Below are 14,754 nucleotides of genomic sequence, written 5' to 3' on the forward strand. Positions count from 1 at the left end.
GCTCGCCGCCGCCGGCGGCCTGCGACTCCCGGCGACCCTGGTCTTCGACTACCCGACCGCGCGCGAGGCCGCACGCCACCTCGTGGACGAACTCTTCGGCGCTGTGGAAGCAAGCGCCGGGGAGGAAAACGCCGGTCAGGAGGCAGGTCAGGACGTCGGTCACGGGTCCGGTCGGGCCGGTGAGCAGGTCGGCGTACGGCGCGGCGCCGCCTTCGCCGTACGGCCGACGGACCCGGACGAGCCGATCGCCATCGTCTCGATGAGCTGCCGCTTCCCCGGCGGCGTCGACTCCGCCGAGGACCTGTGGCGGCTGGTGATGGCCGACACCGACGCGGTCGCCGCCATGCCCACCGACCGTGGCTGGAACCTCGACCGGCTGTACGGGCCGCAGCACGAAGGCCGCAGCAACACCTACGAGGGAGGTTTTCTCGCCGACGCCGCGCTCTTCGACGCGGGCTTCTTCGGCATCTCGCCGCGCGAAGCGCTCGCGACCGACCCGCAGCAGCGGTTGCTGCTGGAGACGTCCTGGGAGCTGTTCGAGCGGGCCGGGATCGACCCGCACAGTCTGAAGGGCAGTGCCTCCGGGGTCTTCATCGGTGCGGCGCCGTCCAGTTACGCGGCGCATCTGACCACCGTCCCCGACGAGGTCGCCGGGCACCTGCTCACCGGCAACTCCGGCAGTGTGCTCTCCGGCCGGCTGTCCTACACCTACGGTCTCGAAGGCCCGGCGGTGACCGTCGACACGGCGTGCTCGTCCTCGCTGGTCGCGCTGCATCTGGCGGTCCAGGCGCTGCGGCGCGGCGAGTGCTCGCTCGCGCTGGCCGGCGGTGTCACCGTCATGTCGACGCCCGGTGTCTTCGCCGAGTTCAGCCGCCAGGGCGGACTGTCGACGGCGGGCCGCTGCAAGGCGTTCTCGGACGACGCGGACGGTACGGGGTGGGGAGAAGGCGTCGGGCTGCTGCTCGTGGAGCGGCTGAGCGACGCCGAACGGCTCGGGCACCCGGTACTCGCCGTGGTCCGGGGCACCGCGGTGAACCAGGACGGCGCGTCGAACGGTCTGACCGCGCCCAACGGACCCTCCCAACAGCGCGTCATCCACGCCGCGTTGGGCGACGCCGGTCTGTCGGCCGTCGATGTGGACGTGGTGGAGGCGCACGGTACGGGTACGTCGCTGGGCGACCCGATCGAGGCGCAGGCGCTGCTCGCGACGTACGGTCAAGGGCGGGACGTCGAGCGGCCGTTGTGGCTCGGCTCCGTCAAGTCGAACATCGGGCACACCCAGGCAGCCGCCGGAGTCGCCGGTGTCATCAAGATGGTTCAGGCGATACGGCACGGCGCGCTGCCCGGGACCCTGCATGTCTCCGAGCCGTCCTCGCATGTCGACTGGGCGGCGGGCGCCGTCGAGCTGCTGACCGAGGGGCGGCCGTGGCCGGAGACCGGCCGGCCGTTCCGGGCCGGTGTGTCCGCGTTCGGTGTGTCCGGTACGAACGCACACGTGATCCTGGAGCAGGCACCGGAAGCGGTCGCCGTCGGGCACACCGCCGAGCGGGGCGCGTCGACGGAGACCGCCGTTGTGCCGTGGGTGGTGTCGGCCCGATCGGCGCAGGGGCTGCGCGACCAGGCAAGCCGACTGCGGGAGTTCGCGGCGGACGGCAGCCGACACAACATCGACCTGTCCGACGCCGAGCCGCGGGACACCGACCTGTCCGACACCGACCCGTTGGACACCGACCTGTCCGACATCGGCCACTCCTTGGCCGCCGGCCGGGCCGCACTTGAGCACCGCGCCGTGGTGCTGGGCTCCGACCGCGCCGAGCTGCTCGCCGGGCTGGACGCCGTCGCCGCAGGGGAGCGGGACGCCACGGTCGTACGCGGCAGGATCGCCGAAGGCGGCACCGCCGTGCTGTTCACCGGCCAGGGCGCGCAGTGGGCGGGCATGGCGCGGGAGATGTACGCGGCCTTCCCCGTGTTCGCCGCGGCCCTGGACGAGATGTGCGCGGAGTTCGACGGTCTGCTCGGCCGGTCGCTGCGCGACGCGATGTGCGACACCGGTACGTCCGACGCCACCGCGCCCGACCCGACGGGTCCGCCCGCGAGCCCGCTCGACGGGACGGATCTGGCCCAACCCGCCCTCTTCGCCTTCGAGGTGGCCGCGTTCCGGCTGCTGGAGTCCTGGGGCGTCGAGTCCGACTTCCTGCTCGGCCACTCGATCGGCGAGCTGGCGGCGGCGTACGTCGCCGGGGTCTGGTCGCTCGCTGACGCCTGCCACGTCGTCGCCGCGCGCGGCCGGTTGATGCGGGCCCTGCCCGCCGGTGGCGCGATGATCGCCGTGGAGGCCGCCGAGGCGGAGGTGCTGCCGCTGCTGGCCGACGGCGTCGGCATCGCCGCAGTCAACGGACCCACATCGGTGGTCGTCTCAGGCGACGACGCCGAGGCCGAGCGCGTCGCCGCCCACTTCACCGCCCTGGGCCGCCGCACCCGGCGGCTGCGGGTCAGCCACGCCTTCCACTCACCCCGGATGGACGGCATGCTGGACGACTTCCGAGCCGTTCTGGAAGGCGTGGAGTTCCGTACTCCCCGGCGCAGGGTGATCTCCGACGTGACCGGCCGCCAGGCCACCGCCGATGAGCTGATGTCACTCGCCTACTGGGTCTCGCAGTTCCGTTCGGCGGTCCGGTTCGGCGACGGTGTAAGGGAGTTGACCGAACTCGGAGTGACCCGCTTCGCCGAGGTCGGACCCGACGGCGTGCTGTCGGCCATGGTGCGCGACACCGCCGAGAACGCCGTGGCCGTACCGCTGGTACGCCGCGACCGCCCGGCCGCTCGAACGGCCCCCGAGGCACTGGCGCGGCTGTACGTCGCCGGCGCCGCCGCCGACTGGACGAAGGTGATCGGCGGCGGGCGGCAGGTGGACCTGCCCACGTACGCCTTCCAGCGCGAGCGCTACTGGCTGACGGCCAGCCCGGCGACAGGGGACGGGGAGAGCACCGACACGGCGGCCCTCGGGCTCGGCGCGATCGACCACCCGCTGCTCGGCGCTGCCGTCCCGCTCGCCGACGGCACCGGAGTGGTGCTCACCGGCCGTGCCTCGACGCGCCAACACCCCTGGCTGGCCCAGCACGTTGTACGGGGCACCGCGCTGCTCCCCGGCGCCGCCCTCGTCGAGCTGGCCGTACGCGCCGCCGACGAGGTGGGCTGCGACCGGGTCGAGGAGATCGTGATCGAGGCGTCGCTGCCCGTGCCCCTGGACGGCGCTGTCCAGCTCCAGGTCGCCGTGAGCAACGCCGACCGCGGCGGATCGCGCTCGTTCAGCGTGCACAGCCGTCTCGACGGCGCCGCCGCCGACACACCCTGGACCCGCAACGCGCGCGGCACGCTCACCACCGGCGCACCCGGGCCGGTCGACACACTGGTCCAGTGGCCGCCGGCCGGCGCCCGCCCTGTCCCCGTGGACGACCTGTACGAGAAGTGGGCCGAGGCGGGATTCGCGTACGGGCCCGCGTTCCGGGGCCTGCGTGCCGCCTGGCAGCGGGGCGACGAGCTGTTCGCCGAGGTCGGCGTCGACGCGCAGGCGGGCGACGACGGGTTCGTCCTGCGGCCCGCACTGCTCGACGCGGCGCTGCACCCCTTCGCGCTCGGCCTCATGCCGGGTCTGGAAGGCGACATGCTGCCGTTCTCGTGGAGCGGCCTCATGGTGTACGCGGAGGACGCTTCGGCGCTGCGCGTACGGATCTCACCGACCGAACGGGACGCCAGCTTCAGGGTGTTGCTCGCCGACGCGGCCGGCCAGCCGGTCGCCTCCGTCGAGGCGCTCGTCATGCGCCCCGTCGCGAGCGTCTGCCAGGAACCGGCCGCCAAGGACCGCCGTACGCCGGGACAGACCCGGCGCAGGGCGGCGGCAGTCACCGCGACCGCTGTTCCCTCGCGGGAACAGGCCGGTGAACTCGGCCTGAGGTCACGCCTCGACGCCCTCACCGGCGCCGAACAGGACCGGTTGCTGGTCGAGTTGGTGTGCGGGTGCACCGCACGGGTCCTCGGCCACCGCGGCGCGGACGCGATCGACCCGGACAGCCCGTTCAAGGACCTCGGTGTCAACTCGCTGACAGCCGTCGAACTCCGCGACGCGCTCGGCGAGGAGACCGGTCTGCGGCTGCCCGCCACCCTGGTCTTCGACCACCCGACCTCGACCTCCGTCGCGGCGCTGCTCCGGCGTGAAATGCTCGGCGCGGAAGAGGAGTTGGCCGGGCCGGCCGAACCGGTGACCGCCTCCGCGGACCCGGACGAGCCGATCGCGATCGTCGGCATGAGCTGCCGCCTTCCCGGTGGTGTCGCCACCCCCGACGAGCTGTGGGACCTCGTGGCGGCGGGCGGCGACGCCATCTCGCCGTTCCCCGCCGACCGGGGCTGGGACCTGGAGGGTCTCTACGACCCGGACCCCGACCACCCGGGCACCTGCTACGCCCAGGGCGGCGGATTCCTGCACGGCGCGGGGCAGTTCGACCCCGCCTTCTTCGGGATCTCGCCCCGCGAGGCCCTGTCGATGGACCCGCAGCACCGGCTGCTGCTGGAGACCGCCTGGGAGGCGGTCGAACACGCGGGACTCGACCCGCACGGGCTGCGCGGCAGCCGTACCGGTGTCTTCGCCGGCATCACCTACCAGGACTACGTCGGCCTGCTCATGGCCGCCAAGGAGAGCGCGGAAGGGCTGATCGGCAGCGGAAACTCCTTCAGCGTGCTGTCGGGCCGTATCGCCTACACCCTCGGCCTGGAAGGGCCGGCGGTCTCGGTGGACACCGCGTGCTCGTCCTCGCTGGTCGCCATGCACTGGGCGATCCAGTCGCTGCGCTCCGGTGACTGCACACTCGCCCTGGCCGGCGGTGTCACCGTGATGTCCACCCCGGTCTCACTGATCGACTACAGCCGGCAGCGCGCCCTCGCCCCTGACGGGCGGTGCAAGCCGTTCTCCGACGCGGCGGACGGCGCGAGTTGGGCCGAAGGCGCCGGAATGCTGCTGCTGGAGCGGCTCAGCGACGCACAGCGCAACGGCCACCGCGTACTCGCCGTGGTCCGGGGCAGCGCCGTCAACCAGGACGGTGCGTCGAACGGCATGACCGCCCCGCACGGCCCGTCCCAGCAGCGGGTGATCCGCGCCGCGCTCGCCTCGGCCGGCCTGACCGCCGCCGACGTCGACGCGGTCGAGGCGCATGGCACCGGCACCACACTGGGTGACCCGATCGAGGCGCAGGCGCTGCTGGCGACGTACGGCCAGGGGCGCCCCGAGGACCGGCCGCTCTGGCTGGGGTCGCTGAAGTCCAACATCGGCCACCCGCAGGCCGCCGCGGGTGTGGCCGGTGTGATCAAGATGGTGCAGGCGATACGGCACGGTGTGCTGCCCAAGACCCTGCACGTCACCGAACCGTCAAGCCATGTGGACTGGTCGGCGGGCGCGGTGGAGCTGCTGACCGAGGCGCGTGACTGGCCCGGGAGCGACCACCCGCGCCGCGCCGGAGTCTCGGCGTTCGGTGTCTCGGGTACGAACGCGCACGTTGTCATCGAGCAGGCGCCGGAAGCGCCGGAGCGGCCGGAGCCGGTGGTGGCTGGGGCCCTGGGTTCGGTGGTGCCGTGGGTGGTGTCGGGTCGCTCGGAGGAGGCGCTGTTCGGGCAGGCGGCGCGGTTGCGGTCGTTCGTTTCGGACGCGGTGGACGCGCCGGACGCGGCGGATGCGGACCCGGTGGATGTCGGCTTCTCGCTGGCGAGCAGCCGGGCCGCTCTGGAACACCGGGCCGTGGTGCTCGGTACGGATCGTGGCGAGCTGCTGGCCGGGCTTGAGGGTCTGGCCGTGCGGGGGAGTGTGCGGTCGGGGCGCTCGGCGGTGTTGTTCACCGGGCAGGGCGCGCAGTGGGCGGGGATGGGGCGTGAGCTGTACGGCGCCTTCCCGGTGTTCGCCGCTGCTCTGGACGAGGTGTGTGGGGAGTTCGGTCCTGAGCTGCGGGAGGTGATGTTCGAGGGCGAAGGCCTGGACGAGACGCGATGGACCCAGCCGGCGTTGTTCGCCTTCGAGGTCGCCGCGTTCCGTCTACTGGAGTCCTGGGGCGTCCAGGCGGACTACCTGTTGGGGCACTCGATCGGTGAGCTGGCCGCCGCGTACGTGGCCGGGGTGTGGTCGCTTGCCGACGCGTGCCAGGTTGTCGGCGCACGTGGTCGGCTGATGCAGGCTCTGCCCGCCGGTGGCGCGATGGCAGCGGTGGAGGGGGCGGAGGCCGAAGTCCTCCCCCTCCTGGCCGACGGCCTGAGCATCGCAGCAGTCAACGGCCCGACCTCCGTCGTGGTGTCCGGCGACGAGGCCGAGGTCGAACGGATCACGGCGTACTTCACCGAGGCGGGCCGGCGCACCCGCCGCCTCCGTGTCAGCCACGCGTTCCACTCCGCCCGTATGGACGGGATGCTGGAGGACTTCCGGGCGGTCCTGGACGGTGTGGAGTTCCACGCCCCGCGCCTGTCCGTCGTCTCCAACGTCACCGGCCGCATGGCCACCCCCGACGAACTGACCTCTCCCGCCTACTGGGTCTCCCAGGTCCGCTCGGCCGTCCGGTTCGCCGACGGCATGGCGGAGTTGGCAGGCCGTGGAGTGAACCGCTTCATCGAGGTCGGTCCTGACGGTGTACTCACCGCCATGGCGGACGAGTTGACCGACGGCACAGCCGTCTCCCTGGGCCGCCGCGACCGGGACGGGGAGCGTACGGCCCTGGAGGCCCTGTCGCGCCTCTGGGTGTCGGGCGCGCGCGTGGACTGGGCGAAGGTCATCGGCGGTGGCCGTCGCGTCGACCTGCCCACGTACGCCTTCCAGCACAAGAACTACTGGCCCACCATCGAGCTTCCGGGATCGTCACCGGCTGCGACCGTCGCGAACGCCCCGCAGGAAGCGGAGTTCTGGGACGCGATCGAGCGCGGCGACGCGACCTCCCTCGCCGGGACGCTGGGCACCGAGGAGGCGGCACTCACCTCGCTGCTCCCCGCACTGTCCGCCTGGCGTCTGCGCCGTAACGACGAGTCGGCGGCGGACGGTTGGCGCTATCACGTCCGCTGGAAGCCGTTCTCCGCCGACCGGCGGCCTGCCCTCTCCGGGACCTGGCTGGTGGCCGCCACCGCTGATGTGGTGGGCGGCGCCGAGACCCTGCTCGACGGTCTGGCGGCGCTCGGCGCGACCCTCGTACCGCTGTCACCGTCCGCGGACTACACAACACGCGAACAACTCACGACATACATCACGCAGTTGAAGGAAGAGTATGGCGAGTTCAGCGGCGTGCTCTCGCTGCTCGGGCTCGGCGCGAGCAGTGGGGAGGACACGACCGCACGGCTGCCGCTCCCACTCGCCCGTACGCTCACCCTGACGCAGGCGCTCGCCGACGCGGACCTGGACGCGCCGCTGTGGTGCGTGACCAGGGGCGCGGTGTCCATCGGGGCCTCCGACCCGGTGCGTGACGCGGTGCAGACCGGTGTGTGGGGCTTCGGGCGGGGCGCCGCGCTGGAGTACCCACTGCGCTGGGGCGGCCTGATCGACCTGCCGGAGCAGCTCGACGCCCGTACCGTCGAGCGGGTCGCGAGCGCGCTGACGGTGTTCGGCGACGAGGACCAGATCGCGGTCCGGGCGTCGGGCACGTTCGTCCGTCGGTTGTTCAGGGCGGCATCCGCCGCCGCCCGCGCCGACCGCCCGTCCGGCGAACGCTGGGCGCCCTCCGGTACCGCGCTGGTCACCGGCGGTACGGGCGCGCTCGGCGGGCACATCGCCCGCTGGCTCGCGCGCTCCGGTGCCGGGCACCTGGTGCTGGCCGGCCGCCGTGGAGCCGCCTCGCCGGGGGCGGACGAACTGCGCGCCGAACTGGAGCAGTTCGGCGCGAAGGTCACCTTCGCCGCCTGCGACATGGCCGACCGGAACGCGGTCGCCGCGCTGCTGGAGTCACTGCCGGACCTGCGCACAGTTGTGCACGCGGCCGGTGTCCCGCAGTCGGCGATGCTGGAGGCGATGACCCTCGCCGAAGCCGGCGAGGTGTATGCGGCGAAGGCCGCCGGTGCGATCCACCTGGACGAGCTGCTGCGCGACCGCGACCTGGACGCCTTTGTGCTGTTCTCGTCGATCTCCGCGGTGTGGGGCAGCGGTGGGCAGGCGGCGTACGCGGCGGCGAACGCCGTGCTCGAAGGCATCGTGCAGGAACGCCGGGCCCGTGGCCTGGCCGGTACGTCGGTGGCATGGGGCCCCTGGGGCGGCGGTGGCATGGTGACCGCCGAGGACGGCACCGAGGAGTTCCTCGCCCGGCGCGGCCTGAGGCTGCTGGCACCGAAGCCCGCGATCGCCGCGCTGCAAGGCGCTTTGGACCTCGGTGAGACCGCACTCACCGTCGCCGACATGGACTGGGCCCGCTTCGCACCCGGCTTCACCGGCTCGCGGCACAGCCCGCTGCTCTCCGAACTGCCCGAGCTGGCAAGCCTGGACGAGCCCGCCGACCCGGCGGCGACAGCCGCCGCAGGCGATTCGCTGCGGGCCAGGACGGCTGCGCTGACGCCCGCCGACCGGACCGGCGTACTGCTCGAACTGGTACGGGGTGAGGCGGCGCTCGCCCTCGGGCACACCGGCGCCGAAGCCGTGGCTCCCGAACGCGCCTTCAGGGACCTCGGGTTCGACTCCCTGACCGCCATCGAGCTGCGGAACCGGCTGACCGCGTCGACGGGCCTGAGACTGCCTGCGACGCTGCTGTTCGACTTCCCGACGGCCGAGGAGCTGGCCGCCCATCTCACCGCCGAACTGGGCGACGCCGTGGAGCAGTCGGTGGAGCGGGCGGTCGAACTCCCGCCCACGGACGAGCCGATCGCGATCGTCTCCATGAGCTGCCGCTTCCCCGGCGGGGTCCGGAGCCCCGAGGAGCTGTGGGAGCTGGTGCTCGGCGGCGGCGACGCCATCGGCGCGTTCCCGGCGGACCGGGGATGGGACACCGAGGCGCTGTACGACCCGGACCCGGACCGGCCCGGCACCTCGTACGTACGCCAGGGCGGATTCCTCACCGGTGTCGCCGACTTCGACCCGCGGTTCTTCGGGATCTCGCCGCGCGAGGCGCTGTCCATGGACCCCCAGCAGCGCCTGCTGCTGGAGACCTCCTGGGAGGCGTTGGAGCGGGCGGGGATGGATCCGGGGGCGGTCCGTGGCGAGCGCGTCGGTGTGTTCGTCGGAACCAACGGTCAGGACTACATCGGGACACTCGCCGCCGCCGACGCCCTGGACGAGGGGTACGCGGGTACGGGCAACACCGCCGCCGTGATGTCAGGGCGGATCTCGTACACCCTGGGCCTCAACGGCCCCGCGGTGACCGTCGACACCGCCTGCTCGTCCTCGCTGGTCGCCCTGCACTGGGCCGCCCAGGCGCTGCGGCAGCGGGAGTGTGAACTCGCGCTGGCGGGTGGTGTGACGGTGATGACCACCCCAGGGTCGTTCGTCGCGTTCAGCCGCCAGCGCGGGCTGGCCGAGGACGGCCGGTGCAAGGCGTTCTCCGACGACGCCGACGGCACCAACTGGGGTGAGGGCGCCGGGATGCTGGTGCTGGAGCGGCTGTCCGACGCGCGGCGCAACGGTCATGAGGTGCTCGCGCTGATACGCGCCGCCGGCATCAACCAGGACGGCGCGTCGAACGGCCTGACCGCGCCCAACGGACCCTCGCAGCAACGGCTCATCCAGGACACCCTGGCCACGGCCCGCCTCACGCCCGCCGACGTCGACCTGGTCGAGGGGCACGGTACGGGTACGTCGCTGGGTGACCCGATCGAGGCGCAGGCCCTGCTCGCGACGTACGGCCAGGGGCGGGACGCGGAGCGGCCGTTGTGGCTCGGTTCCGTCAAGTCGAACATCGGGCACACCCAGGCGGCCGCCGGAGTCGCAGGGGTCATCAAGACCGTGCTCGCGATGCGGCACGGCGTCATGCCGGGGACCATGCACGCGGCCACCCCCTCCACCCATGTCGACTGGAGCGCGGGGGAGGTCCGGCTGCTGACCGAGGCCAGGGTCTGGGAGTCCGACGACAGGCCGCGCCGGGCAGGAGTGTCGGCGTTCGGCATCAGCGGCACCAACGCGCATGTGATCCTGGAGGAGGCCCCGGCGGCCGAGCAGGCCGAGCCTGCCGAACTCACCGCGGCCGAGCCGCCGTTGACCGGCCCGGTCGCCTGGCTGCTGTCCGGCCGCGGCGAGGACGCGCTGGCCGCGCAGGCGGCGGAACTGGCCCGCCATGTCGAGGCCGACGCCGGACTGCGCGTGGCCGATGTGGCGTACTCGCTCGCGACCACCCGGACCCACTTCGCCCAGCGGGCCGCCGTGATCGGCGCTGACCGGGACGAGTTGCTGCGCGGCCTCGCCGCGCTCGCGGCCCGTACGGAGGACCCGGCGGTGCTGCGCGGCACCCCGAGGCCCGGCCGTACCGCGTTCCTCTTCACCGGCCAGGGCGCCCAGCGCTCCGGCATGGGCAGGGAACTGTACGAGGCGCACCCGGTGTTCGCCGCCGCCTTCGACGAGGTCTGCGCCCACTTCGACCTCGAACTCGACCGCCCGCTGAAGGAACTGGTCTTCGAGGGCGGTGAACTCCTCGACGCGACCGGGTACACCCAGCCCGCGCTGTTCGCCTACGAAGTGGCTCTGCTGCGCCTCGCCGAGTCGGTCGGCCTGCACGCGGACCAGCTCATGGGCCACTCCATCGGCGAACTCGTCGCGGCCTACGCGGCGGGAGTGTTCTCCCTCGCCGACGCCTGCCGGCTGGTCGCCGCACGCGGCCGGCTGATGCAGGCGCTTCCTGCCGGTGGTGCGATGGTGTCGCTGCTCGCCGAGGAGGCCGAGGTGCTGCCGCACCTCACCGCCGGTGTCGGCATCGCCGCCGTCAACGGCCCACGCTCAGTGGTGATTTCGGGCCCGGAGGAGGACGTCGTACGGATCGGGGAGCACTTCGCCGAACGGGGGCACCGCACCCGGCGGCTCGCCGTGAGCCACGCCTTCCACTCACCGCTGATGGACGCGATGCTCGACGACTTCGCGCGGGTGGCCCGTACGGTCGACTACCTCGCGCCGCACACCCCGGTCGTCTCCAACCTGACCGGAGAGCCCGCCACCGCCGAGGAGTTGTGCGACCCGGACCACTGGGTACGGCACGTCAGCGCGGCGGTCCGCTTCCACGACGGGGTCCGGGAACTGGAACGCCTCGGGGTCCGCACCTTCGTCGAGATCGGGCCCGACGCGGTGCTCACAGCGATGGTGCGGGACAGCCTGGACGAGCCGGACGCCGTCCTCGTACCCCTGGCGCGCAAGGACCGGCCGGAGGCCGCCGCACTCGTCGGCGCCACGGCGCGACTCCAGGTGACCGGCACGGCGGTGGACTGGGACGCGCTGTACGCGCCGCTCGGCGCCCGCCGCACGGCCCTGCCCACGTACGCCTTCCAGCGGCAGCGCTACTGGCCGGTGCCCACCGCCGGACACCACGGCGCCACCGGAGTCGGTGGACACCCGCTGGCCGGTGCCCCGACCACGCTCGCCGACTCGGGAACGGTGCTGTTCAGCAACAGGCTCTCGCTGCGCACCCACCCCTGGCTCGGGGACCACGCCCTGGCCGGTTCGGTGGTGCTGCCCGGCACCGGGTTCCTGGAGATGGCCGTCGCAGCCGCCGACGAGACGGGCTGCGGGCGGATCGAGGAGCTGATTATCGGCGCACCGCTGGTCCTGCCCGAACAGGGCTCGGTCGACGTGCAGTTGAGGGTCGACCCGGCCGACGAGTCGGGGGCCAGGGCGTTCGCCGTGCACTCCCGCCCGGCGAAGCGGGGCGGCGCCGACGCCTGGACACACCACGCCGACGGTGTGCTCGCGCCCGGCACCCCGGACACAGCGGCACCGCACGCGGCATCCGTAACCCGGACGGCATCCGGTGCCTGGCCGCCGGCCGGCGCCGAGCCACTGGAGATCGGCACGTTCTACCAGGACCTGGCCGAGGCGGGCTTCCGCTACGGCCCGGTGTTCCAGGGGCTGCGGGCTGTCTGGCGCGGCGACGACGCCGTGTTCGCCGAAGTCGCACTGGACGAAGGCACCGACCACGGCGGTACGTTCGGCCTGCACCCGGCGCTGCTCGACGCCGCCCTGCACACCGTCGCCTTCGCCGGACTCGGCGACAGCGGCCGGGTCCCCTTCTCGTGGTCCGGGACCACACTGCACGCGGACGGTGCGACAGCGCTCCGCGTCGTCCTGCGTACGGTCGGCCCCGACACGGTGTCGCTGTCCCTCAGCGACCCGGCCGGGGCGCCGGTCGCCACCGTGGAGGCGCTGACCCTGCGCGAAGTGGGCGCCCCCGACAGCCGAGCGGCGGCGATCCCGGACGGACTGCTGACCCTCGACTGGACCGCCGTGGCCTCGCCCCCGGCCGTCGCCCCCGACACCGTCCACTGGGCGCTGATCGGCGAAGACCCCCTGAATGTCGGCGGCGCGCTCGCCCCGGCGGGCGTCCACCTGGAGGTGTACGAGGACCTGCCGGCCCTGTACGCCGCGACGGCCGCCGGAACGCGCTTCCCGGAAGCGGTCCTGACGCAGTTCACAGCGGCCGGCGACCAGCAGGCGACAGGCGCGACGGACACGGGCGCGGCGTCCACAGGCGCGACGGCCGCCGCCGCGCACACCCTCACCCGCCAGGCTCTCGACCAGGTGCAGACCTGGCTCGGCCACGACGACACGGCCGGATCGCGGCTGGTGTTCCTGACCCGGCTGGCGGCGGGCGACGACGTACGGGACCCGGCGGCGGCGGCCGTCAGAGGACTGGTGCGCTCCGCCGTCTCCGAGCACCCCGGCCGGTTCGCGCTGCTCGACCTCGACACGACGGACGAGTCGGCCGCCGCACTGCCGGCGGCACTGCCCGCCGTACTCGCACACGGCGGCACCGAAGCGCTGCTGCGCGGCGGTACGGTGCTCGCGCCGCGCCTGGCGCCCGTCGGGCCGAACGACGAACTGGCCGCGCCCGCCGGGCAGTCGGCCTGGCGGCTGGCCGCAGGGGACCGCGACACCATCGAGGACCTCACCCTGCTGCCCGCCCCCGAAGCGGCGCGGGAACTCGGCGCGGGCCAGGTACGGATCGCCGTCCGCGCGGCCGGTGTCAACTTCCGTGACGTGCTGACCTCGCTCGGCATGTACCCGGGCCCGGCGGCCCCGCTGGGCCAGGAGGGCGCCGGTGTGATCACCGAAGTCGGCCCGGACGTCAGCGGGTTCGCCGTCGGCGACCGGGTGATGGGCATGTTCCCCGGCGCGTTCGGACCACTCGCCGTCGCCGACCACCGGATGGTCGTACCGCTCCCCGAAGGCTGGACCTTCGCGCAGGCGGCCGCCGTACCGCTGGTGTTCCTCACCGCGTACTACGCCCTGGTCGACCTCGGCGGAGTGCGGCGCGGGGACCGGGTGCTGGTGCACGCGGCGGCCGGCGGGGTCGGCATGGCCGCCGTACAGCTCGCCCATCACCTCGGTGCCGAGGTGTACGCCACGGCGAGCCCGCAGAAGTGGTCCGCCGTAAGGGAGTTGGGCGTGGCGGGGGAACGGATCGCCTCGTCCCGCACCCTCGACTTCGAGGGGCAGTTCCGCACCGCGACGGGCGGGTCGGGCGTGGACGTCGTACTCAACTCCCTCGCCGGCGACTTCGTGGACGCCTCGCTGCGGCTCACCGCACCCGGCGCCCGCTTCCTGGAGATGGGCAAGACCGATATCCGGGACGCGGCACACATCGCCGCCGACCACGGCGGGATCGGCTACCGCGCCTTCGACCTCTTCGAGGCGGGCCCCGACCGCATCGGCGAGATGCTGGGCGAACTGCTCACGCTCTTCGCCACCGGGGCGCTGCGTCCGCTCCCGCTCACCGCGTGGAGCGTCCACCGGGCCCGTAAGGCCTTCCGGCACATCAGCCAGGCCCGCCACATCGGCAAGGTCGTCCTGACCGTGCCCGCCCCCTGGCGCGGCGAGCACACCGTACTGGTCACCGGCGCCTCCGGCGGCCTCGGCAGCGGTCTCGTCCGCCACCTCGTCGCCGAACGCGGCGTCCGCCGCCTGCTGTTGGCGAGCCGCAGCGGCGAAGCGGCGCCGGGCGCGGCCGAACTCCGCGACGAACTGATCGCGTCGGGCGCCGAGGTGACGTTCGCCGCCTGTGATGTCTCCGACCGCGACCAGACAGCCGCGCTGCTGGCCGCCGTACCCGCCGACCGCCCGCTGACGGCGGTGGTGCATGTGGCCGGCGCGCTCGACGACTCCACCGTCGGCGCGCTGACCGGGGACCGGCTGTCCGCGGTGCTGCGGCCCAAGGCCGACGCCATCACCCACCTGCACGAGCTGACACGCGGCGCCGACCTCGCCTGCTTCGCCGTCTACTCCTCCGTTTCCGGGCTGCTGGGCGGCGCGGGACAGGCCAACTACGCTGCTGCGAACGCCTACTTGGACGCCTTCGCGACCCACCGCGCCGCCCAGGGGCTGCCCGCGGTCTCACTCGCCTGGGGCCCCTGGGCACCGGCCGGCGGTATGACCGCCCGGCTCGACGAGGCCGACCTCCGCCGCATGTCACGCGGCGGCCTGGTGCCGCTCTCGATGTCCCAGGGTCTCGCCCTGTTCGACGCGGCCACCGGCCGGGGCGCACCCGTCGCCGTACCCCTCCTCGTCGAACAGGACGCGCTGCGGCAGGCGGGGGACGCTGCGCCGCCGCTGCTGCGCGGTCT

General features: G+C 73.5%; 1 protein-coding gene. It reads left to right on the forward strand.

Annotated elements, in window-relative coordinates; translation table 11 throughout:
- Positions 1 to 14,754 (forward strand): type I polyketide synthase (locus QR77_RS49230; RefSeq protein WP_173476367.1); only part of this gene is annotated, 14,754 nt, incomplete at both ends.

Source organism: Streptomyces sp. 150FB (assembly GCF_000818195.1).
In the GTDB taxonomy this organism is placed as follows: Bacteria; Actinomycetota; Actinomycetes; order Streptomycetales; family Streptomycetaceae; genus Streptomyces.